This window comes from Pseudomonas sp. KB-10 (genome assembly GCF_018221585.1).
In the GTDB taxonomy this organism is placed as follows: domain Bacteria; phylum Pseudomonadota; class Gammaproteobacteria; order Pseudomonadales; family Pseudomonadaceae; genus Aquipseudomonas; species Aquipseudomonas yangonensis.
This window is the reverse complement of the sequence record NZ_QYYB01000002.1, coordinates 545,685-569,928: the sequence shown is the minus strand read 5'-3', so window position 1 is coordinate 569,928 and position 24,244 is coordinate 545,685. Positions and strand designations below refer to the sequence as shown.

The 24,244-nt window shown below is 65.0% G+C and carries 25 protein-coding genes and 1 pseudogene; 13 read left to right on the top strand and 13 right to left on the bottom strand.

Annotated elements, in window-relative coordinates; all coding sequences use genetic code 11:
• Positions 1-19: 19 nt before the first annotated feature.
• The 7 genes from pap to DXK50_RS07600 all read left to right on the top strand — a co-directional run bounded on the left by pap (position 20) and on the right by DXK50_RS07600 (position 8,415).
• Positions 20-1,507, top strand: a complete 1,488-nt coding sequence (gene pap, locus DXK50_RS07630; protein WP_212629881.1) for a polyphosphate:AMP phosphotransferase — start codon at positions 20-22, stop codon at positions 1,505-1,507.
• A gap of 279 nt (positions 1,508-1,786) precedes the next feature.
• A complete protein-coding gene (locus tag DXK50_RS07625) occupies positions 1,787-2,974 on the top strand; it encodes a thiolase family protein (protein ID WP_212629880.1) in 1,188 nt (395 codons plus the stop codon).
• Between the two features lie 103 nt (positions 2,975-3,077).
• Positions 3,078-3,698 (top strand): LysE family translocator, encoded by a 621-nt coding sequence (locus tag DXK50_RS07620; protein ID WP_212629879.1) that lies wholly within the window; start codon positions 3,078-3,080, stop codon positions 3,696-3,698.
• A 43-nt stretch (positions 3,699-3,741) separates the two neighbouring features.
• The gene (locus tag DXK50_RS07615; RefSeq protein WP_212629878.1) at positions 3,742-4,665 is read left to right on the top strand and encodes a LysR family transcriptional regulator; all 924 of its coding nucleotides are present in this window, start codon (positions 3,742-3,744) and stop codon (positions 4,663-4,665) included.
• Entirely contained in the window at positions 4,662-5,552 is an 891-nt protein-coding gene (locus DXK50_RS07610; RefSeq protein WP_212629877.1) for a LysR family transcriptional regulator, read from the top strand. The genes DXK50_RS07615 and DXK50_RS07610 overlap by 4 nt, the downstream gene beginning before the upstream one ends.
• A gap of 137 nt (positions 5,553-5,689) precedes the next feature.
• The gene (locus DXK50_RS07605; protein ID WP_212629876.1) at positions 5,690-6,316 is read left to right on the top strand and encodes a glutathione S-transferase family protein; all 627 of its coding nucleotides are present in this window, start codon (positions 5,690-5,692) and stop codon (positions 6,314-6,316) included.
• Between the two features lie 53 nt (positions 6,317-6,369).
• Positions 6,370-8,415: a pyridoxamine 5'-phosphate oxidase family protein gene (locus DXK50_RS07600; protein WP_212629875.1), complete on the top strand. Its 2,046-nt coding sequence runs from the start codon at positions 6,370-6,372 to the stop codon at positions 8,413-8,415.
• A 302-nt stretch (positions 8,416-8,717) separates the two neighbouring features.
• On the opposite strand, the gene DXK50_RS07595 is transcribed toward DXK50_RS07600, so the two are convergent.
• Positions 8,718-8,891, bottom strand: coding sequence for a hypothetical protein (locus DXK50_RS07595; protein ID WP_167358717.1), 174 nt, complete (start codon positions 8,889-8,891; stop codon positions 8,718-8,720).
• 375 nt (positions 8,892-9,266) lie between these two features.
• Here DXK50_RS07595 and DXK50_RS07590 point away from each other — a divergent pair, with 375 nt between their 5' ends.
• The gene (locus DXK50_RS07590) at positions 9,267-10,016 is read left to right on the top strand and encodes a substrate-binding periplasmic protein (protein WP_212629874.1); all 750 of its coding nucleotides are present in this window, start codon (positions 9,267-9,269) and stop codon (positions 10,014-10,016) included.
• Here DXK50_RS07590 and DXK50_RS07585 read toward each other — a convergent pair.
• Both DXK50_RS07585 and DXK50_RS07580 read right to left on the bottom strand, forming a co-directional pair.
• A pseudogene (locus DXK50_RS07585) lies at positions 10,010-10,344 on the bottom strand (SDR family NAD(P)-dependent oxidoreductase); the annotation flags it as partial. The gene DXK50_RS07590 and the pseudogene DXK50_RS07585 overlap by 7 nt on opposite strands.
• Positions 10,345-10,477: 133 nt before the next feature.
• The gene (locus tag DXK50_RS07580) at positions 10,478-11,233 is read right to left on the bottom strand and encodes an SDR family oxidoreductase (protein ID WP_212629873.1); all 756 of its coding nucleotides are present in this window, start codon (positions 11,231-11,233) and stop codon (positions 10,478-10,480) included.
• Positions 11,234-11,372: 139 nt separating this feature from the next.
• Between DXK50_RS07580 and DXK50_RS24900 the strand changes: the two genes are divergently transcribed.
• Genes DXK50_RS24900 through DXK50_RS07570 form a run of 3 tightly spaced genes read left to right on the top strand, consistent with a single transcriptional unit; the run spans position 11,373 to position 12,792 of the window.
• Positions 11,373-11,849 (top strand): AraC family transcriptional regulator, encoded by a 477-nt coding sequence (locus DXK50_RS24900; RefSeq protein WP_249186709.1) that lies wholly within the window; start codon positions 11,373-11,375, stop codon positions 11,847-11,849.
• A complete protein-coding gene (locus DXK50_RS24895) occupies positions 11,791-12,261 on the top strand; it encodes a helix-turn-helix domain-containing protein (protein ID WP_283088439.1) in 471 nt (156 codons plus the stop codon). The genes DXK50_RS24900 and DXK50_RS24895 overlap by 59 nt, the downstream gene beginning before the upstream one ends.
• 45 nt (positions 12,262-12,306) lie before the next feature.
• Positions 12,307-12,792 carry a hypothetical protein gene (locus DXK50_RS07570; RefSeq protein WP_212629872.1) on the top strand — a complete coding sequence of 162 codons (486 nt, stop codon included), beginning with the start codon at positions 12,307-12,309 and terminating at the stop codon, positions 12,790-12,792.
• Positions 12,793-12,800: 8 nt separating this feature from the next.
• Here the strand turns inward: DXK50_RS07570 and DXK50_RS07565 are convergent, their stop codons facing one another.
• From DXK50_RS07565 to DXK50_RS07530, 8 genes are all read right to left on the bottom strand, one after another.
• Positions 12,801-13,280, bottom strand: a complete 480-nt coding sequence (locus tag DXK50_RS07565; protein WP_161865100.1) for a VOC family protein — start codon at positions 13,278-13,280, stop codon at positions 12,801-12,803.
• A gap of 139 nt (positions 13,281-13,419) precedes the next feature.
• Entirely contained in the window at positions 13,420-13,785 is a 366-nt protein-coding gene (locus tag DXK50_RS07560; protein ID WP_212629871.1) for an antibiotic biosynthesis monooxygenase family protein, read from the bottom strand.
• Positions 13,786-13,813: 28 nt separating this feature from the next.
• The gene (locus DXK50_RS07555) at positions 13,814-14,803 is read right to left on the bottom strand and encodes a zinc-dependent alcohol dehydrogenase family protein (protein WP_212629870.1); all 990 of its coding nucleotides are present in this window, start codon (positions 14,801-14,803) and stop codon (positions 13,814-13,816) included.
• Positions 14,804-14,956: 153 nt separating this feature from the next.
• Complete coding sequence (locus tag DXK50_RS07550) at positions 14,957-15,259, bottom strand: ArsR/SmtB family transcription factor (RefSeq protein WP_013716588.1); 303 nt, start codon at positions 15,257-15,259, stop codon at positions 14,957-14,959.
• 95 nt (positions 15,260-15,354) lie between these two features.
• Entirely contained in the window at positions 15,355-16,119 is a 765-nt protein-coding gene (gene phnE, locus DXK50_RS07545; RefSeq protein WP_212629869.1) for a phosphonate ABC transporter, permease protein PhnE, read from the bottom strand.
• A complete protein-coding gene (locus DXK50_RS07540) occupies positions 16,116-16,943 on the bottom strand; it encodes a PhnE/PtxC family ABC transporter permease (protein WP_212629868.1) in 828 nt (275 codons plus the stop codon). The genes phnE and DXK50_RS07540 overlap by 4 nt, the downstream gene beginning before the upstream one ends.
• Positions 16,937-17,737 (bottom strand): phosphonate ABC transporter ATP-binding protein, encoded by an 801-nt coding sequence (locus DXK50_RS07535; protein WP_212629867.1) that lies wholly within the window; start codon positions 17,735-17,737, stop codon positions 16,937-16,939. The genes DXK50_RS07540 and DXK50_RS07535 overlap by 7 nt, the downstream gene beginning before the upstream one ends.
• Complete coding sequence (locus DXK50_RS07530; protein WP_024309039.1) at positions 17,734-18,585, bottom strand: putative selenate ABC transporter substrate-binding protein; 852 nt, start codon at positions 18,583-18,585, stop codon at positions 17,734-17,736. The genes DXK50_RS07535 and DXK50_RS07530 overlap by 4 nt, the downstream gene beginning before the upstream one ends.
• A 129-nt stretch (positions 18,586-18,714) precedes the next feature.
• Between DXK50_RS07530 and DXK50_RS07525 the strand changes: the two genes are divergently transcribed.
• Entirely contained in the window at positions 18,715-19,605 is an 891-nt protein-coding gene (locus DXK50_RS07525; RefSeq protein WP_212629866.1) for an NAD(P)-dependent oxidoreductase, read from the top strand.
• A complete protein-coding gene (locus DXK50_RS07520) occupies positions 19,602-20,387 on the top strand; it encodes a hydroxypyruvate isomerase family protein (RefSeq protein ID WP_212629865.1) in 786 nt (261 codons plus the stop codon). Before DXK50_RS07525 ends, DXK50_RS07520 begins: the two co-directional genes overlap by 4 nt.
• A gap of 231 nt (positions 20,388-20,618) precedes the next feature.
• On the opposite strand, the gene DXK50_RS07515 is transcribed toward DXK50_RS07520, so the two are convergent.
• Positions 20,619-22,799: a putative bifunctional diguanylate cyclase/phosphodiesterase gene (locus tag DXK50_RS07515; RefSeq protein WP_212629864.1), complete on the bottom strand. Its 2,181-nt coding sequence runs from the start codon at positions 22,797-22,799 to the stop codon at positions 20,619-20,621.
• A 311-nt stretch (positions 22,800-23,110) separates the two neighbouring features.
• Positions 23,111-24,088 carry a zinc-dependent alcohol dehydrogenase family protein gene (locus tag DXK50_RS07510; protein ID WP_212629863.1) on the bottom strand — a complete coding sequence of 326 codons (978 nt, stop codon included), beginning with the start codon at positions 24,086-24,088 and terminating at the stop codon, positions 23,111-23,113.
• Positions 24,089-24,244: the final 156 nt, after the last annotated feature.

Sequence of the window (24,244 nt, the reverse complement as noted above, 5' to 3'; positions counted from 1 at the left end):
TTCCAGGGAGGTTTTCTGCATGTTCGAATCCGCCGAGATCGGCCGCAGTATCGACAAGGCCACCTTCGAGGCCGAAGAGCCGGCGCTGCGTGAGGCGCTGCTGGAAGCGCAGTACGAGCTCAGGCAGCAGGCGCGCTTTCCGGTGATCGTGCTGATCAACGGCATCGAAGGCGCCGGCAAGGGCGAAACGGTCAAGCTGCTCAATGAGTGGATGGACCCGCGGCTGATCCAGGTCAGTACCTTCGATCTACAGACCGACGAGGAGCTGGCGCGGCCGCCGGCCTGGCGCTACTGGCGGCAGCTGCCGCCCAAGGGGCGCATCGGCGTGTTCTTCGGCAACTGGTACAGCCAGATGTTGCAGGGGCGCGTGCATGGACGTTTCAAGGATGCCGTACTGGACCAGGCCATCGACGGCGCCGAGCGCCTGGAACGCATGCTCTGCGACGAGGGCGCGCTGATCTTCAAGTTCTGGTTCCATCTGTCCAAGAAGCACATGAAAGCGCGCCTGGAAGCGCTCAAGGATGACCCGCTGCACAGCTGGCGCATCAGCCCGCTGGACTGGCAGCAATCAAAGACCTACGACAAATTCGTCCACTATGGCGAGCGCATACTGCGCCGCACCAGTCGCGACTACGCACCCTGGTACGTGGTCGAGGGCGTCGACCACTATTACCGCAGCCTTACCGTCGGCCGCATTCTGCTCGAGGGTCTGCAGGCGGCGCTGGCCAACCCTCAGCGGTCGAAGTTGCAACCGCATGCTGCCCCGCTGGCCTCCAGTCTGGAGAATCGGGGTCTGCTGGCCAGCCTGGACATGGCCCAGGCGCTGGCCAAGGACGACTACAAGGAGCAGCTGGCCACCGAGCAGGCACGCCTGTCCGGCCTGATGCGCGACAAGCGCATGCGCAAGCACGCGCTGATCGCCGTGTTCGAGGGCAACGACGCCGCCGGCAAGGGCGGCGCCATCCGTCGCGTCACCGGCGCGCTCGACCCGCGCCAGTACCGCATCGTGCCGGTGGCAGCGCCGACCGAGGAAGAGCGCGCCCAGCCCTACCTCTGGCGCTTCTGGCGGCACATTCCGGCGCGCGGCAAGTTCACCATCTTCGACCGCAGCTGGTACGGACGCGTATTGGTGGAGCGGGTCGAAAGCTTTTGCAGCCAGGCCGACTGGCTGCGTGCCTATGGCGAAATCAACGACTTCGAGGAGCAACTGATCAACGCCGGGGTGATTCTGGTGAAGTTCTGGCTGGCCATCGACCAGCAGACGCAGCTGGAGCGCTTCAAGGAGCGCGAGCAGATCCCGTTCAAGCGCTTCAAGATTACCGAAGAAGACTGGCGCAATCGCGACAAGTGGGACGATTACGCTGATGCGGTAGGGGACATGGTCGACCGCACCAGCACCGAGATCGCGCCCTGGACGCTGATCGAGGCCAACGACAAGCGCTTCGCCCGGGTCAAGGTGCTGCGCACCATCAACGAGGCCATCGAGTCGGCGTTCGCCAGGGATTGAAGCTTCACTCGCGGCTGAAGCGGAATGCCGCCCGGCCGCTTCCGCAGGCTGCAATGGGTTTCTGCTTTGATCGCGGCTGAAGCCGCTCCTACGGACGGGTGTACCTTCTGTAGGAGCGGCTTCAGCCGCGATGCTTTTGTTTCGTTCCCGGTGGCCCCGGATTGCATCCGGGCTATGTCCTGCATCGACCCGTATACGCCAGATCAATGATGGTCGCGCCAAGCTATGGGCTGGATTTATCTTCCCGCCATTCGCCATCCAATAACAACGAGGTGCGTCATGCGTGAAGTGGTGATCGTCGACAGCGTGCGGACTGGCCTGGCCAAGTCCTTCCGCGGCAAGTTCAATATGACCCGGCCGGACGACATGGCCGCCCACTGCGTCGATGCGCTGCTGGTGCGCAATGGCATCGATCCGGCGCTGGTGGACGACTGCATCGTCGGCGCCGGTTCCAACGAGGGCGCGCAGGGCATGAACATCGGCCGCAACGTCGCCGTGCTGTCGCGCCTGGGCAATCCAGTGGCGGGCATGACGCTGAACCGCTTCTGCTCCTCGGGCCTACAGGCCATCGCCATCGCCGCCAACCAGGTGGCATCCGGCTGCAGCGACATCATCGTCGCCGGTGGCGTCGAGTCCATCACCATGACCCTGAAAAGCATGAACATGGACAACCTGTTCAACCCGCTGCTGCAGCAGGACAACCCCGGCATCTACTACCCCATGGGCAAGACCGCCGAGATCGTCGCCAACCGCTACGGCATCAGCCGCGAGGCCCAGGACGCTTACGCCCTGCAGAGCCAGCAGCGCACCGCGCGCGCCCAGGCCGAAGGTCTGTTCGCCGACGAGATCGTGCCGATGGCAGTGAAGTATCAGGTGGAAGACAAGGCCACCGGCGAGAGGAAGATTCTCGACGGCGTGGTCGAGGCCGACGACTGCAACCGTCCGGATACCACTCTCGAATCCCTGGCCAAGCTGCAGCCGGCGTTCGACCCGGCCGGTAGCGTCACCGCCGGCAACGCCTCGCAGCTGTCCGACGGCGCCTCCATGACCCTGGTGATGAGCCTGGAGAAAGCGCTGGAGCTGGGACTCAAACCCAAGGCGTACTTCCGCGGCTTCACCGTGGCCGGCTGCGAGCCGGACGAAATGGGCATCGGCCCGGTGTTCTCGGTGCCCAAGCTGCTCAAGGCCAAGGGCCTGACGGTCGACGATATCGATCTGTGGGAGCTCAACGAGGCCTTCGCCTCGCAGTGCCTGTACTGCCGCGACAAGCTCGAGATCGACAACGAGAAATACAACGTCAACGGCGGCTCCATCTCCATCGGCCACCCGTTCGGCATGACCGGCTCGCGTCAGGTCGGTCATCTGGTGCGCGAGCTGCAGCGCCGCGAGCTGCGCTACGGCATCGTCACCATGTGCGTCGGCGGCGGCATGGGCGCCACGGGGCTGTTCGAGGCCTATCGCGGTTAAGCGACGGCGGGCACGTCGTGCGCCCCGGGCGGTTTTCCCGGTACGCGCGGCGCACCCGCGGCTCTGTCTATAATCGGCGCCTGCTTAGACAGAGCCTGCGCCGATGCCCTTTGCCGAAAACCTCATCGCCTTCACCCTGGCGGCCACCTTGCTGACCCTTACTCCGGGCATCGACACCGCACTGGTGCTGCGCACCGCGGCGGTCGAAGGCCGGCGACAGGCGTTTCGCGCGGCGCTGGGCATCAATGCCGGCTGCCTGATCTGGGGCGCCGCCGTGGCCTTCGGCCTGGGCGCGCTGCTGGCGGTGTCCGAGTTCGGCTACAACCTGCTCAAGTACTGCGGCGCGGCTTATCTGGCCTGGCTCGGGCTGAACATGCTGCTGCGCCCGCGCAACTCCCTGACGCCAGCGCAGGCCGGCGGCCGGCCCGGCGCCAACTGGTTTCTGCGCGGCCTGCTGGGCAACGTGCTCAATCCCAAGGTGGGCATTTTCTACCTGTCCTTTCTGCCGCAGTTCATCCCGCAGGGGCAGCCGCTGATCGCCTGGACCTTCGGCCTGGTGGGCATCCATGTGGCGCTCAGCCTGGTCTGGGCGGCGCTGCTGATCGGCGCTACCCAGCCGCTCGGTCGCTGGTTGCGGCGCGAGGCGGTGATCAGGTGGATGGATCGCAGCACGGGGCTGATCTTCCTGCTGTTCGCCGCGCGCCTGGCATTGAGCAGGCGCTGAGGCATTATCCTGTGCTCTCGCGGCAACGAAACGGGCGGTGACGATGGATCGGTTTCAGGAAATGAAGGTGCTGCTGGCCGTGACCGAGGCCGAGAGCTTCGCCGGCGGTGCCAAGCTGCTGGGCATCTCGCCGCCCAGCGTGACCCGCGCCGTCGCGGCGCTGGAGGCGCGCCTCGGCACGCTGCTGCTGGCGCGCAATACCCGCAGTCTGCGCCTGACCGAAGCCGGCCAGCGTTATGTCGAGGACTGCCGGCGCATCCTGCTGGAGCTGGAAGAAGCCGAGGAGCTGGCCGCCGGTGGCAGCGTGCGACCGCGTGGCCGGCTCACCGTGACCGCGCCGGTGATGTTCGGCGAGCTGTTCCTGATTCCGCGCATCACCCAGTACCTCGACAGCTACCCGGACGTGGAGATCAATGCGCTGCTGGTCGACCGCGTGGTGAACATGATGGAGGAGGGCATCGACGTTGCCGTGCGCATCGGCTCGCTGCCTGAGGGTGATCACCCGGCATTGCAGGTCGGGCAGATTCGTCCGGTTGTATGCGCTTCGCCAGATTTTCTCGACCGCGTCGGGCGCCCGCGCCACCCGGATGAATTGCGCGATGCGCCCATCGTCATGTCCAGTGCCAGCGGTCTGCTGACGCACTGGAACTTCGTTGGCGCCGATGGCGGTTTCGGCTTCACCCCTGCGCCACGCTTTACCGTCAGCTCCAACCAGGCGGCGATCAGCGCCGCGCGCCTGGGCTGGGGCTATACCCGCGTGCTGTCCTACCAGGTGGCTGCCGCAGTGGCGCGCGGCGAGATCGAGTTGGTGCTCGAGGCCTTCGAACCGCCGGCCTTGCCGGTGCATATCATTCATCAGGGCGGTCGCCAGGTTTCGGCCAAGGTGCGTACCTTCGTCGATCACTGCGCCGCGAGCTTTCGTGCCGACCCGGCGCTGCGCGCGGCTGGCGCACCGTCCACGCCATGAGCCAGCACCGCGAAATGCAGGTGTTCCTCGCCGTGGCACAGGCGGGCAGCCTGGCGGCGGCTGCCAGGACGCTGCAGCTGTCGCAGGCCACGGTGATGCGCACCATCGCCAGCCTGGAGCAGCGTCTGGACTGCACCCTGCTGCTGCGCGGGCCGCGCGGGGTTAGCCTGAGCGCGGCGGGTACCGCTTTCGCCGATAGTTGCCAGCGCATCCTGCAGCGGGTGGAGGAGGCCGAGCAGTCGGTGACGGGGCTGCATGCCAGCCCGGCCGGGCAGTTGACCCTGGCCCTGCCGCTGTTGATGACGCATCAGGTGCTGGCGCCCATCGCCGTCGATTACCTGGCGGGCTTTCCCGAGGTGAGCCTGGCTACCCTGGCGCGCGAGGAGCTGCCGAGGCTGCTGGAGGAGGGCATTGACCTGGCGCTGGTGGTCGGTCACCTGCCCAGTTCGTCCGGTTTCGCCGTACCGCTGGGGCAGGTGCGCCCGCTGATCTGTGCGGCACCGGCCTATCTGCAGCGCTGGGGCCGGCCGGCCAGCCCGGACGCCTTGGCCGCGCATCGTACCATCGCCACCTCCTCGACCGGCCATGCCGGGGAATGGCGCTTTGCCGACAGGGTGGTGAAGCTTGCGCCACAGCTGACCTGCAGCACGCCGCAGGCGTCCATTCGCGCGGCGCTCGCCGGCTTCGGGCTGACCCGCTGCCTGAGTTACGAAGCCCATCATGAGTTGCAGGCGGGGCAACTGCTGGCCGTGCTCGAGGATTTCGCCGCGCCGCCCTTGCCGGTGCAGCTGTATTACCGCGAAGGGCGCCGGGCGGCCGCGCGGGTACGCAGCTTCCTCGACTTTGCCGTGCCGCGGCTGCGCGCCCACCCGGCCTTTCAGGTCTGAGGTCATTGCAGAAAGTGAAATAGTGGATTGCCTTGAATGGGGATTCTTCTCCAGGTTGGATGGGGTGAACATGACTCCATCGTCGCGAAGCCCGCTTATCTCGCGGAGACCAACCCCACTCTCAAGGAGTCATCGCCATGTCCCGTCCCGCCATCAAACTGTACAACTTTCCCCGCTCCGGCCATGCCCACCGCGCCGAGCTGATGCTGTCGCTGCTGCAGCTGCCCACCGAGCTGATCTTCGTCGATCTGGCCAAGGGCGCGCACAAGACGCCGGAGTTCCTCGCCCTCAACCCCTTCGGCCAGGTGCCGGTGATCGATGACGGTGGCACCGTCGTCGCCGACTCCAACGCCATCCTCGTCTACCTGGCCAAGCGCTACGGCAATGACGACTGGCTGCCGCAGGAGCCCGCCGCTGCTGCCCGTGTGCAGCGCTGGTTGTCCGTGGCGGCCGGTCCGGTGGCCTTCGGCCCTGCCGCCGCGCGCCTGGTTACCGTATTCGGCTACTCGTTCAACACCGAAGAAGTGATCAACCGCGCCCATGCGCTGTTCACCGTGATGGAGGGCGAGCTGAGCGACACCCCCTTCCTGACCGGCGACAAGCCGAGCATCGCCGATGTCGCCAACTACTCGTACATCGCCCATGCGCCGGAGGGCAACGTGTCGCTGGAGCCCTACCCGAACATCCGCGCCTGGCTGGCTCGCATCGAGGCGCTGCCGGGTTTCGTGCCGATGCCGCGTACCGCTGCCGGCCTGCAAGACTGAGTCGCTGACCGCCGCCGGGATCGCCCGGCGGCCGCTTTCGTGGAGGGCAGAACATGCAACAGCTTCCCAGCCATCGGCACTCGCCCTGGCATGCCGGTGAAAAGCAACTGCAGGAAAAGGTCGGCGTCGCCGAACGCATGGAAGTGCTCGGACAGAAGGTGATCCGCGACTACATGCCGGATCAGCATCGCGACTTCTACCGGCAATTGCCCTTCATGATCGCCGGCGCCGTGGATGCTGGCGGCCAGCCCTGGGCCACCCTGATCGAAGGCGAGGAGGGCTTCGTTACCTCGCCCGACCCGCGTCAGTTGTCGTTCGATCTGGCCGCCATGGCGCTCGATCCGCTGGATCCGACCACCAGTGGACTGCATGCGGGCGATGCCATCGGCCTGCTCGGCATCGAGCTGCACACGCGGCGGCGCAATCGCATCAACGGGCATATCCGCCAGGCCTCGGCGCAGCGCCTGGACATCGATGTGGAGCATTCCTTCGGCAACTGCCCGCAGTACATCCAGCTGCGCCAGTACCGCCGTGTGCACCAGCGTGGCGTCGAGCGCTTGGACGCGACCGAGCTGGATGCGCGCAGCGCCGAGATGATCGGCAGCGCCGATACCTTTTTCGTCGCCAGCTACGTCGAGCACGACGATGGCCGCCGTTCGGTGGACGTCTCGCACCGTGGCGGGCGCGCCGGCTTCGTACGGGTGCAGGGCAATCGCCTGACCATTCCCGACTACGCCGGCAACCTGCACTTCAATACCCTGGGCAACCTCAGCGTCAATCCGCGTGCCGGGCTGCTGTTCGTCGACTTCGCCACGGGCGATGTGCTGCAGCTGGCCGGCCGCGCCGAGATCATCCTCGACAGCCCGCTGATCAATGCCTTCGAAGGCGCCGAGCGGCTGTGGACCTTCGACGTCGAGCAGGTGGTGCTGCGCCCGGCGGCGGCTTCGCTGCGCTGGGCCTTCGAAGAATATGCACCGACCAGCCTGATGACCGGCACCTGGGCAGAGACCGATGCGCGCTTGCGCGAGCGTGAGCAGCGCAACCAGTGGCAGCGCTGGCGTGTGCAGAGTGTGCAGCAGGAAAGCAGCGATATCCGCTCCTTCGTGCTGGCGCCGGAGCAGGGCGCCGCACCCGGTTTCGCCGCCGGTCAGCACCTGCCGATTCGAATCACCACCGCCAGCGGTGAGACTCTGCTGCGCACCTACAGCCTCTCTAGCGCGCCGTCGGATGGTTTCCTGCGTATCAGCGTCAAGGCGCAGGGCGTGGTGTCGCGGCATCTGCACGAGCAGGTTCGGGTGGGCGATGTGCTGGACGTGCGTGCGCCGCTGGGCAGCTTCACTCTGAACAGCGAAAGCCGCCGGCCGCTGGTGCTGATCGGCGCCGGCGTCGGTATCACGCCGCTGCTGTCGATGCTGCGTGAACAGGTGGCGCTGGGGCAGGGCAGGCGCATGCATTTCTTCCAGGGCGCGCGGACGCTGAGCGACCTGCCGTTTCAGTCCGAGCTGCATGAGCTGGTGCAGCGTGCGGGTGGTTTGCTGCAGGTGCACCGCGCGCTCAGTGCGCCGGAGGCGGACGCTGTTGTGGGCCGCGACTACGAGCAGCAGGGGCGTATCGACCTGGCGCAGATCAAGGCGGCGCTGTCGTTCGATGACTACGACTTCTACCTGTGTGGCCCGGCCGCCTTTACCCAGGCGATCTACGATGGCCTGCGCGATCTCAATGTCGCCGATGAGCGCATCCACGCCGAGGCGTTCGGCCCCTCGACGCTCACGCGTCGTACCGATGGCCAGGTGACGGCCCTCGTGCAGCCGCCTGCCGCGAGCGAACCGGTGCCGGTGTACTTCAGCGCTTCGAGCAAGGAGGCGCGCTGGACGCCGGACAGCGGCAGCTTGCTGGAGCTGGCGGAAAGCCGTGGCCTGACGCCCGAGTTCAGTTGCCGCGGCGGTTCCTGCGGCACCTGCAAGACGCGCCTGGTCAGCGGCCAGGTGCACTACCCCAATCCGCCGGCCGAGCTGCCGGATGATGGCGGCGTGCTGATCTGCTGCGCGGTGCCGGCAAAAGGCGAAGAAGGCGTACAACCGCTGGTGCTGGATCTGTAAGAGGGCTGGGCAATGAGCGTTCAACTCTTCATCCATAACGCCTGGCCTGATGCCGAATCGAGCCATGATCGCGTTGTCTGTGATGCTTACCTGCAGGCGGAAGTCGAATCGGGCTATCTGGCGACGCAGCTGCTGCCAGGGCGTGAGGTGCCGGTGGGAGGTTCAGTCGGCGGTGGGCTTTGGCGTTGGCTTGGCAACTGCGCAGGTGAGGTTGTCGTGCTGGCGAGAGTGATGCTTGGGCGCGGGCGCGGCAGGCGCCGTGAAGCTGTTGCCGTTTCGCTCGAAACGGCAACAGCCTCGGCTTATCCTTGCGCTTGTGTCTCTTCCAGCTCTTTGCGGTAGGCGTCGGCTTCATCCTGGGTCGGGAAGATGCCGACCAGCTCGCCATTCTGGATCACGTCCCAGACCACTATGCCCATGGCGCGGGCTTCACGGGAAAGATGTTCGTTGTCACGCTCATGCACGATCACGTTCATGCTTGTCTCCTCGAAATGCGGGTGCGGCGAAAGGTCGCATTTCTTTTATACGCCTCGTTAGCAAGCTAATTAACCGCTGCTTCGGCAAAGGACTGTTGCGCCAATGCAACGAGCGAAACGGCTTGAAGATTGTCGCGATGCCAGCCTTGGCGCTGGCCAACCGCTCAAAATGATCCCTGGTGCTGGCGAGCGGTTGCGGGTGTGAACCCTGCACCGAGCTTGGCCTGCCTGGCCGCCAGGCGAGGCGGATGGCTCGCGTCCTGACGATATTGCGGGTAGGCCATAGGTCTGTAACGGCGGCCAACGTCTATGCTTGCCTGGCAGCACTGATCAGATGCACACCTTGAACCGCATCCAGCCCCCCAGGTACAACCAGTGAAGCACTCGACCTTTGTAGCCGCGTTGCTTTGTCTGTCGTTTGGTGCGCTTGCCAGAGCCGAGAGCTATCAGCTCGTGACCGAAGAGTGGGCGCCCTACAACTACGTCGAGAACGGGCAGATCAGCGGTATGGCCACCGACGTGGTGCGGGCGATCATGCAGCTCACTGGCGATGACTTTCCTATCAAGCTCAATGCCAGCATGCGTGCTACCCGCGAATTGCGCACCCAGCCCAGGACCATCATGTATTCGCTGTTTCGCACGCCTGAGCGAGAGTCCTTGTTCAAATGGGTTGGACCCATCACGCAGGAGTCCATCTATCCCTATCAGTTGGCCACCGCGACGCAGCCGATCCACACGCTCGAGCAGTTGCTGCATGCGCCACGAATCACTACCCGGCACGCCGGCCTGGTGCCCACGCTATTGCAGTCTCTCGGTTTCAACAATCTGGATATGCGCGCGACCGAGAGTCAGCAGCTTTACCTCATGCTGCTGGCCGGGCGTACCGAGATCATCATCGGTGACACCGACGCAGGCGTGGCCTACCACAGCCGCCAGTTGAACATCGATGCCGCTACCTTGCGACGAGTCCCCATCGAGCTGTATCGCTCCTCGCTGTACATCGCCTTCAGTTATGACAGTGACGATGCAGTCGTCGCCGCGTGGGCTGCTGCGCTGGAGCAACTGCGCAACTCGGGTGAGCTGCAGCGTATCCAGCGTCGCTACACAGAACCGGGCGTTCAATGACCGGGTGACAGCCCCTGATCGATCGCCATGTCGAGGCCAGTGACGAACGAGCGTCGGGCTGGCAAAGGAAGAAGGCCAGCTCTGCCACTTCCTCTGGCTGAATGAAGCGCGCCTGATCGCCCTGTGGATACTTCGCCGGCAGCTCCCGGTGGTACGCCTGCGGGTCGCCGTTGCCATAGCGCTCGGCCTGGAACCTGAGCATGGGCGTCTCGATGTCGCCGGGTGAAACGGCATTGCAACGCACGCCGTAAGGCGCCAGACCGAGCGCCAGGGCCATGGTGAACAGGCTCAGGCCACCCTTGCTGGCGCCATAGGCCGCGGCATTGCTCATCGCCCAGCTCGAAGCCGAGCTGGATCTGCAGCTGTTCGACCGCAGCACCGCAAGGCCCTGCCGGCTCAGGCGGCACTGGCGGCACTGGCGCCAGCCCCTGCGACCGAACGCCCCGCTCGCAGCAGGCGGATCAGATTGCCTGACCACCGGACACCTCGATGCGCTGGGCGTTGACCCAGCGATTCTGCTCGCCGAGCAGGCTGGCGATCATCGGACCAATGTCGTCCGCCACACCGACCCGACCGAGCGCGGTCATGTCTGCAAATACCTTGTTCAGGTCCGGCATGTCGCGCACGGCGCCGCCCAGAAAGTCGGTCTCGATGGCGCCGGGTGCGACGGTATTGACTGCGATACCCCGGCTGCCCAGCTCCTTGGCCATATACAGGCTCAGCACTTCCACCGCGCCCTTGACCGCCGCGTAAGCGGAAAAACCGGGATAGGACACGCGGGTCAGCCCGGACGAGATATTGACGATACGACCGCCGTCGGCGATCAGCGGCAGCAGCGCCTGGGTGAGGAAGAACACCCCTTTGAAGTGCACGTTCACCAGGGCATCGAACTGCGCTTGCGTGGTGTCGGCAATCGACGCCATGTCGCCGTGGCCGGCGTTGTTGATCAGGTGATCGAAGCGCTCACGCTGCCAGGTCTCGTTCAGCGCCTGGCGCAGGCGTTGCACGAAAGCCGGAAAGGTGCTGACGTCGCCAGCGTTGAGCTGCAGGGCGGCCGCCTTGCGCCCCAGGCCCTGGATCTCTGCGACCACGGCCTGCGCGGCATCGGCCTGGCTGTGATAGGTAACGATGACGTCGCTTCCCTGGCGTGCAATGTTCAGTGCGGTGTTGCGGCCCAGGCCACGGCTGGAGCCGGTTACGATGGCGATCTTGGTCATGGTAAAAATCCTCTTGTGGGTAAAGGGGATTTGATTGTGTGGCGCGTGGTGCAACCCCGTCCTTACCGAAACCTCGACGCTTTTTGCCTATTCCTCCAAAGGGGAGCGACATGCCCAGAATCAGCCTCAGGAGCTCTCAATGAGCGCAGCCTTGCTGGAAGTCGTCCGCGACTATCTGGATAGAAATGACAACTCCGGCGGGCTTGCCCAAACGCCCATCCCCGGGTTGACCGTCATTCGCCCAGCGCAGCCCAGCGGGCTGGATTACGCCATCACCCGACCTCTGGCCTGCCTGGTCTTGCAGGGCGGCAAGCATGTGATGATGGGGACCCGCGGCTTCACCTTCAGCGCCGGTGATTCCCTGCTGGTCACCGCCGATGTACCGACCGTCAGCCAGATCGTTCAGGCGAGCCAAGAGGCACCGTACATCTCGCTGGTGATCGATCTTGACCCTGCTCTGCTCACTGAGTTGATGGAGGAGATGAAGGCGGTGCCGAGTACAGAGGCGGAGCCCATCCGCATCCGATGGCGAGGTGGCCGAAGCGGCTCTACGTCTTATGCGCCTGCTCGATGGTCCGGCCTCGGCCAGGGTGCTGCACGCTTCGCGTGTGCGTGAACTGCATTACTGGCTGCTGGCTGGCCGACATGGCCCGGCGATCAGTCGCCTCGGCTGGCCGGATGGCCACGCGCAACGCATCGCGCGGGCGGTTAAGGTGCTGCGCAGCGAGTTCACCCAGCCGCTTCCGGTGGAGCGTCTGGCTTCCGTGGCCGGTATGAGCCCATCGTCCTTTCATCATCACTTTCGCAACCAGACATCGCTGACGCCGCTGCAGTTTCAGAAGCAGCTGCGGCTGATCGAGGCGCGTCGCCTGATGACCGCGGAGGGCGTCACGGCCAGCAGCGCGGCCTTCGCGGTGGGTTACGAAAGCGTGTCGCAGTTCAGTCGTGAGTACCGTCGGCTGTTTGGTCTGCCGCCTGCCAAGGATTCGAGCATCTCTTGCTTGGGTGATTTGCATGCAAACGCATAGACTTGCACGCCACGCTCATGGCCCTATCGCACGAGGACTCGCCCCATGGCTTCCGCAGACAAACAGAAGAAACGCGCCCAGCGGGCCAAGGCCAAGGCCAGGCAGAACCGCATGGGCAAGCCCAGGCCGCAGGCCAACCTCGTCCATCCGATCCTGGCCAACCCGCTGATCGACGAGCCGTTCGATGATGTCGAGATCGACCTCAGTACCTTCGACTTCAAGGACATCGAAGAAAACGGCTTCGACCCGGCGCATTTCGATGATCTGTTCCAGACGATGAAGACCGCAGAGGGCATCAGTCTGCTCGCCCTGTGCCTGGTGTTCTTGCAATATCCGGTGCTGGAACTGGTGGTCGCCGAGGAATCCGAGGACGCCGCGACCGACTTCATGATGGGCCTGCTGATCGTCTATCGCGCCATCTTCCACGAGGACGATGAAGGCGCGGCAGTGGCCTGGGTCAGCAGCGAAGCTTTCCAGAGCGCCTTCAACGAGGCCTCGGCGATCCTGCAGAAGAAGAACGCCCGCGCCTGAACGGTCGATCAGCCCTTCAGCGCAGCCTCGATCCTGGCGATGTCGATCTTGCCCATGGTCATCATTGCCTCGAAGGCGCGCTTGGCCGCTGCACGGTCCGGGCTGGCGATGGCAGCGCTGAGAATACGCGGCGTGATCTGCCATGAGATGCCCCATTTGTCCCTGCACCAGCCGCATTCACTGGCCTGGCCGCCGTTGTCGATGATCGCGTGCCAGAGTCGGTCCGTCTCGGCCTGATCGTCGGTGGCGACCTGAAACGAGAACGCCTCGCTGTGCTGGAACGCCGGACCGCCGTTGAGGCCCAGGCAGGGGATGCCCATCACCTTGAACTCGACCGTCAGCACATCGCCCTGCTGGCCGGAGGGGTAGTCGCCAGGGGCGTGATGCACGGCCAGCACGGCACTGTCGGGGAAGGTTTCGGCGTAGAAGGTCGCAGCCTCCAGCGCGTCGCGGTCGTACCAAAGGCAGATGGTGTTCTTGCTGGTCATCCTCAATCTCCTCGGTGAGGGGGATGGACCCGGAAGTCTAGACCGGTGTAGTGGTTGCCGCCGCCTGCCCGATGACCTGTCGCGACAAACGCAGGTTCCGTAGCAGGCGACGCGCAGGCCCCATCACAATCGCGCCAGGTTATGGCGCTACGTCCTGAGGCAGTGGCTCCGCGCTGTCGAAGATGCCATGCTGTTCAGCCTGCTCACAGGCGGTGAACGCCGCTGCCTCGATGTGGTAGACCTGCGGTTCTTCCGAAAAGTAGTTTTCCAGAGCCACCATGAACTGCCTATGGTCTTCACTCGCCTCGAAGCCCGGCGTGTGATCCTCAAGGGTTTGCCAGCGCACTATCAGGTTGAACCGCTCTGGTGTTTCGATACCTTGCGCCAACATGTGGCCGTGGTAGCCTTTGGCGCGGCGCAGCAAGGGCGCGACCTCGGCGAATGCCTGTCTGAACTGCTCAATCCGCTCCCGGTGAACGGGCAGCAGGGCGATTTCATAGATCATGTGTAATTCCTCGGGCTGAGTTCGATGGTCAGACACTGGCATTGACGAGCTGAGCCTGTGGCTCGACGGCAATCGCGATCTTCCCCCGCAGGCCGTTGTTGGGGCTCTCCAGCAGCGCATGGGCACGCGAGATGTCGGCAAGGGAGTAGACGGCGCCGACGTGTGGCCGCAGTTGGCCGCGTTCGACCAGTGCGCTCAGCTCATCGAGCTTGCCACGGTTCTGTCGGGTGAAGACGAAGTGGTAACTCGCGTTCTTGCCCCAGGCCTGAATGAAGTTTTGCGGTTTGGCGATGTCCACGATCGAAACCACGCGGCCCAGTTGTGCGAGGGCGTCGGGGCTGCGTGACAAGGTGTCGCCGCCTATGGTGTCGAATATCACGTTGACGCCCTGGCCGGCGGTTTCCCGCAGGATGGCGTCGACGTAGTCCTCCTGCTCGTAGTCGATGACGACGTCGGCACCCAGGCTGCGGGCAAACTCGAAGTTCGCTTCGCGCACGGTGGTGAACACCCGGGCACCCATGGCTTTTGCCAGTTGGATCGCCACATGACCGACGCCTCCGGCACCGCCGTGTATCAGGATGCTCTCGCCCACCTTGAGCTCGGCGCGTACCACCAGTGCCTCCCAGGCCGTGCCGCCCACCAGGGTCAGGGTGGCCGCTTCGAGGTGGCTCAGTGAGGCAGGTTTCTTGCCGATGATGCTTTCGTCCGCGACGTGGTACTCGGCGTAGCTGCCGGGGCCGTCGAAGATCTGCGGGGTGTACCAGACTTCGTCGCCTGGCACGAAGCTCGTCACACCCGGACCGACCGCTTCGACCACACCGGATACGTCATGCCCGGTAATGGCCGGAAGGGGGACGTAGTCGACATAGTCGCCGCGACGTACCTGGTAATCCAGCGGATTGATGGAGGTGGCGTGAACGCGGACCAGCACCTGTCGTGCCTGCGGCACCGGCTTGGGTACTTCGCGAAGCTCGAACGATTCCGGGCCGCCAAATGAGTTGAGTATCTGCGCTTTCATGTCATGTTCCTCGTTTCGCTAAAAAGGGATATCGGTATTTTTCGATATACATTATTGGAAAAATTTGCAGCTCTTTCCCTATGCTCCGACTCGTCGCAAGCCTGTTGATCGAAAAGAAATATCGGGATTTTTCGATGTTAATGGGTAAAGCGATTACAGCTCTTTTCCTATCAGCTCGGCCAGAGCACTGATGGTTTCTTCATTGCGCTTGTAGTACGTCCATTGACCGATCCGCCTGACTTTGACCAGACCTGCTCGGTGCAGAGTGGCAAGGTAGTCGGACACCGTCGATTGCGAGAGGCCGACGCCTTCCTGAATGCTACTGACGCAGACCCCCACCTCGTGAACGTCTCCTTCATCCTGCGGAGGGAAGTTCTTCGCGGGATCCTTCAGCCCCTTGAGAATTTCAAGGCGCGTACGGTTCGAGAGGGCTTTGAAGATTTCGATCAGTTCCATGGCGCGATAATATCGGTATTTACCGATATGTCAATGCGCAAATTCATCATGTCTCGGGCTCAGTCGCTGCTGGCAGCCGTCACCTCGCGGGTTGCTCAGGCGCTCACCCAGCGCTGCCTGGCCCAGCCACTCAAGGCATCCACCGCCAGCACCAGCAGGAGCATGGCCAGGATCACGGTGGCGGCCTGGGCTTCCTGGAACAGGCTGAGCGACATGTAGAGCATCTGCCCGAGGCCGCCGGCGCCGACGAAGCCGAGCACGCTGGCCATGCGGATGTTGTTTTCCCAGCGGTACAGGCTGTAGGCAACCAGTTGCGGCCAGACGCCGGGCAGGGTGCCGTAGCAGAAGGCGAGCATACGTCCGCCGCCGCTTTCGCGGATGGCGTCGGCCGGCTCGCGTGGCGTGTTCTCCAGCGCTTCGGCGAACAGGCGGCCGAGCACGCCTGCGGTGTGCAGGGCCAGGGCCAGGGTGCCGGCGTTGGGGCCCAGGCCAGCAGCCAGCACCATCAGCGCCGCCCAGACCAGTTCAGGAATGGCGCGCAGGGCATTGAGCAGCAGGCGTGTGAGGTGCAGGGCGACACCGCCGAAGCGCCCGGCGGCCGGTAGCGCCAGGGCCAGGCCGAGCAGGGCGGCGAGCAATGTGCCGATGGCGGACATGGCCAGGGTTTCCAGCGCGCCGCGGCCGATGGCCTGCAGGTGCGCGGCGGAGACGTCCGGCTGCAGGAAGCCGCCGGCGTACTGGCGCATCTGCGCCAGGCTGTCGCCGGCCACCAACGCGCCGAGGTCGATGCCCAGGTAGAGGAACGAGGCGATCACCGCGCCGAGGAGGGCGGCGAACAGGATCAGATTGCCGGCTCTCATGTCAGCCTCGCGCGCAGCAGGCGGCTGAACTGGTCGGCCAGCAGTACCAGCAGCAGGAAGGTGAGCAGCATGCTCGCCACTTCGCCGCCGGCGAACATGCGCAGTGACAGGTCGATCTGCTGGCCCAGCCCGCCGGCACCGACGAAGCCCATCACCACCGAGGCGCGGATGGCGCATTCCCAGCGGTACACGGTATAGGAGAGCATTTCCCCGGCGGCATTGGGCAGCACGCCGTAGGCGAAAGCGGTCAGCCGGCTGCTACCGGCGCCCAGTAGCGCGCGGGTGGGGCGGGCGTCGACCGATTCGAAGATTTCCGCACACACCTTACCGAGCATGCCGGCGTAGGTGATGGCGATGGCCAGTACCCCGGCGGTGGGGCCGAGGCCGACGGCGCGGACGAACAGCAGCGCCCAGACGATTTCCGGCACGCTGCGCAGGAAGATCAGCAGCCCGCGTACCGGCCAGCGCGCCAGGTTCGCCCACCAGGCCGGGCGGCCACCGCGATGCACGGCCGACAGCGACAGCGCACGGCTTGCCAGCAGTGCGGCGGGAATGGCGATCAGCAGCGCCAGGCTCATGCCGGCGGTGGCGATGGCCAGGGTTTCCAGGGTGGCGCGGCCGAGCAGGGCGAGGAACTCGGCGTCATGCGCAGGCGGCCAGAAACCGGCGAGGAAGTTGCCCATGGCGCGGGTGTTGTCGCCATCGACCAGCACGGCCAGGTCCAGCTCGCTCAGGCTCAGACCCGGCCACAACAACAGCAGCGCCAGCGCGGTGATCAGCAGGCGTGGCAGGGCGGCGGGGTCGCGTGGGGCGGTGTTCAGCATCGCGGGATATGCGTCGGTTGCGGCTGTACGGGCGAGCTGGGCGTGGCCTGCAACTGCTCGTTCATGTAGAGCGCTTGCAGCTGGGCAGGCTGCACCTCACCGGCCGGCAGGTCGAAGGCGATGCGCCCGTCGCGAATACCGATCACCCGCGGGAAGTGCGCCAGCGCCAGGTCGACGGCATGCAGGCTGGCCAGCAAGGTCATGCCGCGCTCGGCGGCCTCGCGGTTGAGCACGGCCAGGGTGTGGCCGGCCAGCACCGGGTCCATGGCCGAGACCGGTTCGTCGGCGAGGATCAGTTCCGGCGACTGGTACAGCACGCGGGCGATGCCGACGCGCTGCAACTGACCACCGGAGAGCTGGTCGCAGCGCTGGTAGAGCTTGTCGGCGATATCCAGACGCGCCAGGGCGGCCTGGGCACCGCCTGCATCCAGCGGATGCAGCAGGTTGATCAGGCCCTTGGCCAATGACCACTGGCCAAGCTTGCCGGCCAGCACGGCGGTGACCACGCGTTGACGCGGTGGCAGCGGCGGCGCCTGGTGGATCAGGCCGATGCGTGCGCGCAGACGCTGGCGCTGGCGGGTAGCCAGGCGCCAGGGGTTGTGCTGCAGCAGGTCGATCTCTCCGTGCGTGGGTTGCAGGCTGGTGGCCAGCAGGCGCAGCAGGGTGGTCTTGCCGGCACCCGAGGGGCCGATGATGGCCACCCGTTCGCCGGGGCTGACCTCGAGATCGATGTTTTCGAGCGCAACCTTGCCGTTGGCGTGGGCCAGGCTCACGCCACGCAGGGCGATGCTCACTTGAGCAGGCCGGCGGCGCGAGCGGCTTCTTCGATGCCTTGGTAGTTTTCAGGCTTGGTCTCGATGAAGCGGCTGGCGGCCTGCAGGTCGAGAATCGCCTTGTGCTCGGGCTTGGCCGGGTCGAGGGCGAGGAAGGCGCTCTTGATCTTCGCCTGCAGGTCGGCGTCGAGATTGCCGCGCACGGTCCAGTTGTAGTCGTAGTAGGTCGGGGTGGTGGCGAAGACCTTGACCTTGTCGGTATCGACCTTGCCGCCATCGACCAGCTTCTGCCAGACCGAGGCGTTGAGCACGCCGGCGTCGGCCTTGCCGGCCTGTACCCAGGCTGCGGTGGCGTCGTGGGCGCCGGAATAGGCCACGCGGCTGAAGAAGTCTTCCGGCTTGATGCCGTCCTGCAGCATGAAGTAGCGCGGCATCAGGCTACCGGAGGTGGAAGACACCGAGCCGAAGGCGAAGGTCTTGCCTTTCAGATCCTGCAGCGATTTGACGGCCGGGTCGGAGGTGATGAACTTGCTGGTGAACTCGGCGTCCTGTTCACGCTGTACCAGCGGTACGGCGTTGCCGGTCTTCAGGTGCGCCTGGACGAAGGTGAAGCCGCCCAGCCAGGCCATGTCGATACGGTCGGCCGCCAGCGCCTCGACCACGGCGGCGTAGTCGGCCACCGGCACGAACTCGACCTTCATGCCCAGTTCCTGTTCCAGGTAGGCACCCAGCGGCTTGAACTTGCGCAGCAGTTCGGTGGGGGCTTCGTCGGGGATGGCCGAGACCTTGAGGACGTCGGCAGCTTGCGCGAATACAGCGGATACGGACAGGGCGATACCGGCGGCGAGCGCCAGGGTGTTCTTGAACATGTCGGATTCTCCGGTTCAATAGCGGGGAAGGCGCGCGCAGTATAGTGGCGCGACGCCGCGCTTGCAGCACGCATGCGCTGACTCCGGGGTTAATATGCGCGTTGAATAGGAAACTGCCTGGAGCTCTCGATGACCGCAACGCTGCCCGCCCTGGCCTTCGCCGGGATCGGCCTGATGGGCCTGCCGATGACCCGCCGCCTGCTCGCCGCAGGCTATCCACTGACGCTCTGGAATCGCACGCCGGACAAATGCGCGCCGCTGCTGGAGCAGGGGGCGCATCGCGTGGAGACCCCTGCCGAACTGTGCCGTGATGCCAGCGTGGTGATGCTCTGCCTGGCCAATACCGAGGTGGTGCGCGAGGTGGTGTTCGGCCCGGGCGGCATCGTCGAGGGCGCGCGGCCGGGGCAGTTGCTGGTGGATTTCTCCAGCCTGGAACCGGCGGCTACCCGTGAGATGGCGGCAGAACTGGAGGCGCGTACCGGCATGCGCTGGGTGGATGCCCCGGTGTCCGGCGGCACGCCCGGCGCCGAGGCCGGCACGCTGGCGATCATGGCTGGCGGCCGCGAAGAGGACGTAGAGCGCGTGCGCCCGGTGCTGGCGCAACTGGGCCAGCGTCTGACGCGCATGGGCGAGGTGGGCGCCGGGCAGGTGACCAAGGTGTGCAACCAGATGATCGTCGCCTGCAACGCGCTGGTGATCGCCGAGGTGGTGGCCCTGGCCGAGCGCTCCGGCGTCGATGCCAGCCTGATCGCACCGGCGCTGGCCGGAGGTTTCGCCGATTCCAAGCCGCTGCAGATCCTCGCCCCGCAGATGGCCGCCAGCCAGTTCGAGCCGATCAAGTGGCACGTGCGCACACTGCTCAAGGACCTCGATACGGCGGTCAAACTATCCCGTGAGCAGGGCAGCGCCACGCCCATGAGCGGCCTGGCCGCACAGCTGATGCGCCTGCACGGCAGCCAGGGAAACCTGGAGCGCGACCCGGCCACGCTGGTGGAACTGCTGCGCGAGCAGTGCCCATGAAGATCGCTGCCAACCTGTCCATGCTGTTCACCGAACTGCCGCTGCGCGAGCGCGTGCTGGCAGCGATGCGTGCGGGGTTCGATGGTGTGGAGATCCAGTTTCCCTACGAGCTGCCGGCCATCGCCCTGAAGGAAGTGCTGGAGCTCAGCGGCATGCCACTGGTGCTGATCAACGTGCCGGCGGGCGACCTGATGACGGGCGGCCCCGGTCTGGCCAGCGTGCCGGCGCGCCAGGCCGAGTTCGACGCTGCGCTGCAGGAGGCGCTGACCTACGCCGCCATGGTGCGCCCGACCTGCATCAACGTGCTGCCGGGGCGCCTGGCCGAAGGCGTGAGCCGCGAGCAGGCGTTGGCGTGTCTGGTCGCCAACCTGCGCAAGAGCGCCGAGGCGTTCTCCACACTGGGCATTCGTGTGCTGGTCGAGGCGATCAACCCCATCGACATGCCGGGCTTTGTGATCAACACGCCGGAGCATCTCGATGAGCTGCTGCGTGCGGTCGATCACCCGAATCTGGCGGCGCAATACGACTTCTATCACATGGCGCGCCAGGAGCTGGACGTGGCCGCCGGCATGCGCCTGCTGGCCGGGCACATCGGTCATGTGCAGTTCGCCGATGTGCCGGGGCGCGGCGCGCCGGGTACGGGGGGGCTGACCTTTGCGCCGCTGCTGGGCGCCCTGCGCGACAGTGGTTATGACGGCTGGCTGGGGGCTGAGTACAAGCCGGGCGAGGCGGGTACCCAGGCGAGTCTGAGTTGGTTGCCGGGGTTCAAGGCTGGAGTGTGAGTGTTTGGTCGCGGCTGAAGCCGCTCCTACAGATACCCACCGATTTCGTAGGAGCGGCTTTAGCCGCGATGAGATATCAGACTCAGGCAACGGCCAAGCAACGACAAGGTGCGCGAGCTTTCCCCGGATTGCATCCGGGCTACGCCGCTGGTCGCGGCTAAAGCCCCTCCCACAGGGCGGCGCGATTGTTGTAGGAGGCGCTTTAGCGGCGAGCTTATGCTCAAAGACAGCTCAGGACCTGGCCGCCACCCGTTCCAGCGGCCGGTAATGTGGAGGGAAGCGGGCCAGGATTTCTTCCAGCGGTACCGGTTTGCTGAACAGATAACCCTGCACCTGATCGCAGCCGCGCTCCTGCAGGAATGCCAGCTGGGCGGTGGTTTCCACACCTTCGGCGACGACCTTCAGATGCAGGGCATGGGCCATGGCAATGATGGCGTGGACGATCTCGCGGTCCTGACTGGAGTTGGCTACGTCCTGAATGAAGGAGCGATCCACCTTCAGCGTATCCAGCGGCAATCGACGCAGATAGGCGAGGGAGGAATAGCCGGTGCCGAAGTCGTCGATGGACAGACTCACGCCCAGCGCGCGGATGTTTTCCAGCAGGCCGATGGCGCGGTTGATGTTGCTCAGCAGCGCGCTTTCGGTCACTTCCAGCTCCAGGCAATGGGCGGGGCAACGGGTCGCATTCAGCAACTGCTCGATACGGCCCGGCAACTGGTCATTGGCCAGATTGAGCGCCGAGCAGTTGACCGCGATCTTCAAACCCGGATAGCCCATCTGTTCAAGGCTGTGGAGGTCGAGACAGGCCCGACGCAGCACCCAGTTGTCGAGCTGATCGATAAAGCCGTTGGCCTCGGCGATGGCGATGAAGCGTTCCGGGGTGAGCAGACCGTGCTGTAGATGATTCCAGCGCACCAGGGCTTCGAGCTTGCTCAATGCACCGCTGCGCAGATCGATGATCGGCTGGTAGTAGAGCAGCAGGTCATTGTCCTGCAGCAGCGCCTGGCGCAGATCTTCCTCGAGTTGCAACTCGAATGAGGCTTTCTGCTTCAGGTGCGGGTTGAAGAAATGCACCACATTGCGCCCGCTGCCCTTGGATTGATAAAGCGCCAGATCGGCGTGCTTGAGCAGCTCGTCGGCGCTGCTGCCGTCCTGTGGGAACAGGCTGATGCCGACGCTGGTGGTCATCACGATCCTGCGCCCGGCAAGGCTGATCGGCTCTTTCATCTGCTCCAGCACGCGCGCGGCCAGGGCGCGTGGGTCGGCGTTACTGTCCAGGCTGGCGACCACGCAGAACTCGTCGCCACCGAAGCGCGCGATGATGTCGCGCTCACGCAATGCAGCACGAATGCGCTGCGCCACCACGCGCAGCAGTTCGTCGCCGGCATCGTGGCCAAGGCTGTCATTGATGCGCTTGAAGTGGTCGACATCGAGAAACATCACCGCCAGGGTGCGCCCGGTCACCGCGTGTTCTTCCAGCGTGGCGGCGAATACCCGGTTGAAGCCGCGGCGATTGAGCAGCTCGGTGAGCGGGTCGAAATGCGCCACCTGTTCCAGCGAGGCCTTGGCCTGATCGAGCTGAACCAGCAGGGTATTGACCCGTTGCAGGTCGCGCTCCTTGTCATCGAGCTTTCTATCGATCCAGGCCGCCGCCAGGCTAAGGCTGAGGATCAGCAGGGTGATGGAGGCGACGATCAGTACCAGTTGCACACTGTTGTCGGCGCTGCGCAGTTGCAGCAGCGTGCCTTCCTGCACCACCAGATTGAGCGCGGCCATGCCGGTGTAGTGCATGGAGGCGATCGCCGCGCCCATCACCAGCGCCGCAGAAACCATCATCCAGCGCTGGCGCTTCTGCGAGCCGTGGCGGACGTAGCGGTTGAGCAGCAGCGCGGCGAAGCTGGCACTGATGGCGATGACGATGGACAGGGTGAACAGGCCGCCGTGGTAGTAGGCCTGGGCCTCTGAGCGAATCGCCGCCATGCCGCTGTAGTGCATGGCGCTGATGCCCAGGCCGATGATCACGGCCGCCAGCAACTGGCGGCTCAACCCGGGACGTGGCATGGCCATGTAGTAGAGAGCGAGGAGAGCGGCGGCCAGCGCCACCAGGAGCGACAGGATGGTGATGGCGAGGTCGTAGCGAATGGCGACCGGCGCCTGGAAGGCCAGCATACCGATGAAGTGCATGGACCAGATCGCGCCCGCCAGGCACAGCCCGCCGAGAAGCCCCCAGACCAGGCGCATGCTGCGTCTTTGCACCTGATCGAGATGCCTGGCGATGGTCAGGGTGCTGAGGCTGCCGACGCTGGCGATGACGTATGACAGAACCACCAGCCAGGGATCATGTTGGCAGTCGAGGAGAAGCTGCCCTTGTTCGGGCAGATCGACAAGAAAGCGGATCCAGAGTCCTTCCATAGTCATTTCCCCTGGCTCAGGGCGCTGCACATGTCCGTTCAGTGAAGCACAGGCACGCTCGTACTACTTGTGAACCCATAGGAATCAGGTCAAGAAATGATCAGTGCCAATAAGTTTTTAGCACAAGAAAATGGCACTTTGCCTTCGCGCAGCGAATATCGGGCAGCAACCTGGCAGCTTGTGGTCTGGATGATGGCCAAGTGCATGGTCAGCTACGGTGCATGGCCAATGCGCATGGCCGGAGCCGGGGACTGGAGCGGCACTTGGACGGCGTGCCCCTTCGGGGGAAAGGGCGCGCCGTGTCGGATTCTTCAAGGCACCAGCAGAATCTTGCCGTCGCGTTCGCCGCTGGCCGCTGCCGCTACCGCGTCCTTGATGTGTTCCAGATCGTAGGTGGCCGCAACCCGTGTCTTCAGTTTGCCACTGGCAATCAGCTGGACCAGCTCGCCGAACACCTTCATCTGCTGCGCCGGGCTGGCCTGCTGGAACCACTTGGCCAGCCAGAAGCCGCGCAGGGTCACGTCGCGGAACACGAACGAGGCCGGCGAAACCTGGCAGGCCTGGCCGCTCATCATGCCGTAGTTGACCAGCACGCCGCCGTTGGCCAGGGCCGCGGCGATGTGATCGGTGCTTTCTCCACCTACGGCATCGATGCCCAGACGCACTTCCGCGCCGCCTGTGGCAGCACGCACGCGCTTGGCTAGGTCCGGGCCGTCCACCAGTACCAGATCGCCGCCTTCGGCCTCGACGGCGGCGACCGCCGATTCGCGGCGCACCACGTTGATGGTCTTGAAGCCGCGCAGCTTGGCCAGCTGAATCAGGTAGCTGCCGACGCCGGAGTTGGCGGCGTTCTGGATCACCCAGTCGCCCGGCTTGAGGTCGACGAACTCGCTGAGCAGCAGCGAAGCGGTCGGCGGGTTGACGGTGAGCATGGCCAGCTGCAGCGGGTCGGCATCCGGCAGCGGGATGAGCTTGTCTGCCGGCGCGTTCATGGCCGTGACCCAGGTACCGCAGCCCACCGGCAGCAGCACGGTCTGGCCGACCTTGAAGTTGCCGACGCCCTCCCCGAGCGCCTCGACCTTGCCTACGCCCTCATTGCCGCCTACCGCAGGTAGCGGCGGCAGCATGCCGTATGCGCCGGTCAGGGTCAGCACGTCGGACGGATTGATCGGCGCAGCCAGTACCTTGACCCGCACCTGACCCGCAGCGGGCTCCGGTAACTGCAGCGGCACGGCGCTGATGACGTCCTGAGGCACCGGGCCGCGTTGCTGGTATTCGGCTTTGAGCATGGTCTGATCTCCTGAAATCGGGCGCAAAATGCGTGCAGCCAGTCTAGCCACGAAAAGGCAAAGCGGAATGAATCGACCGGCATCCACTCTAGTTATTAAGGCCGCCAGCCGTCTATGCTCTGGCAGTCCGATAGCGGGGTAGATGATGGTCAGATG

Bases quoted from the DNA above. Each gene is read 5' to 3' on its own strand.
- DXK50_RS24900 (WP_249186709.1), top strand. From the start codon at position 11,373: ATGAGCGCAGCCTTGCTGGAAGTCGTCCGCGACTATCTGGATAGAAAT.
- DXK50_RS07625 (WP_212629880.1), top strand. From the start codon at position 1,787: ATGCGTGAAGTGGTGATCGTCGACAGCGTGCGGACTGGCCTGGCCAAG.
- pap (WP_212629881.1), top strand. From the start codon at position 20: ATGTTCGAATCCGCCGAGATCGGCCGCAGTATCGACAAGGCCACCTTC.
- DXK50_RS07610 (WP_212629877.1), top strand. From the start codon at position 4,662: ATGAGCCAGCACCGCGAAATGCAGGTGTTCCTCGCCGTGGCACAGGCG.
- DXK50_RS07550 (WP_013716588.1), bottom strand. From the start codon at position 15,259: ATGGAACTGATCGAAATCTTCAAAGCCCTCTCGAACCGTACGCGCCTT.
- DXK50_RS07560 (WP_212629871.1), bottom strand. From the start codon at position 13,785: ATGATCTATGAAATCGCCCTGCTGCCCGTTCACCGGGAGCGGATTGAG.
- DXK50_RS07620 (WP_212629879.1), top strand. From the start codon at position 3,078: ATGCCCTTTGCCGAAAACCTCATCGCCTTCACCCTGGCGGCCACCTTG.
- phnE (WP_212629869.1), bottom strand. From the start codon at position 16,119: ATGAGAGCCGGCAATCTGATCCTGTTCGCCGCCCTCCTCGGCGCGGTG.
- DXK50_RS07515 (WP_212629864.1), bottom strand. From the start codon at position 22,799: ATGGAAGGACTCTGGATCCGCTTTCTTGTCGATCTGCCCGAACAAGGG.
- DXK50_RS07530 (WP_024309039.1), bottom strand. From the start codon at position 18,585: ATGTTCAAGAACACCCTGGCGCTCGCCGCCGGTATCGCCCTGTCCGTA.
- DXK50_RS07520 (WP_212629865.1), top strand. From the start codon at position 19,602: ATGAAGATCGCTGCCAACCTGTCCATGCTGTTCACCGAACTGCCGCTG.
- DXK50_RS07565 (WP_161865100.1), bottom strand. From the start codon at position 13,280: ATGACCAGCAAGAACACCATCTGCCTTTGGTACGACCGCGACGCGCTG.
- DXK50_RS07570 (WP_212629872.1), top strand. From the start codon at position 12,307: ATGGCTTCCGCAGACAAACAGAAGAAACGCGCCCAGCGGGCCAAGGCC.
- DXK50_RS07510 (WP_212629863.1), bottom strand. From the start codon at position 24,088: ATGCTCAAAGCCGAATACCAGCAACGCGGCCCGGTGCCTCAGGACGTC.
- DXK50_RS07555 (WP_212629870.1), bottom strand. From the start codon at position 14,803: ATGAAAGCGCAGATACTCAACTCATTTGGCGGCCCGGAATCGTTCGAG.
- DXK50_RS07600 (WP_212629875.1), top strand. From the start codon at position 6,370: ATGCAACAGCTTCCCAGCCATCGGCACTCGCCCTGGCATGCCGGTGAA.
- DXK50_RS07525 (WP_212629866.1), top strand. From the start codon at position 18,715: ATGACCGCAACGCTGCCCGCCCTGGCCTTCGCCGGGATCGGCCTGATG.
- DXK50_RS07615 (WP_212629878.1), top strand. From the start codon at position 3,742: ATGGATCGGTTTCAGGAAATGAAGGTGCTGCTGGCCGTGACCGAGGCC.
- DXK50_RS24895 (WP_283088439.1), top strand. From the start codon at position 11,791: ATGCGCCTGCTCGATGGTCCGGCCTCGGCCAGGGTGCTGCACGCTTCG.
- DXK50_RS07595 (WP_167358717.1), bottom strand. From the start codon at position 8,891: ATGAACGTGATCGTGCATGAGCGTGACAACGAACATCTTTCCCGTGAA.
- DXK50_RS07605 (WP_212629876.1), top strand. From the start codon at position 5,690: ATGTCCCGTCCCGCCATCAAACTGTACAACTTTCCCCGCTCCGGCCAT.
- DXK50_RS07580 (WP_212629873.1), bottom strand. From the start codon at position 11,233: ATGACCAAGATCGCCATCGTAACCGGCTCCAGCCGTGGCCTGGGCCGC.
- DXK50_RS07540 (WP_212629868.1), bottom strand. From the start codon at position 16,943: ATGCTGAACACCGCCCCACGCGACCCCGCCGCCCTGCCACGCCTGCTG.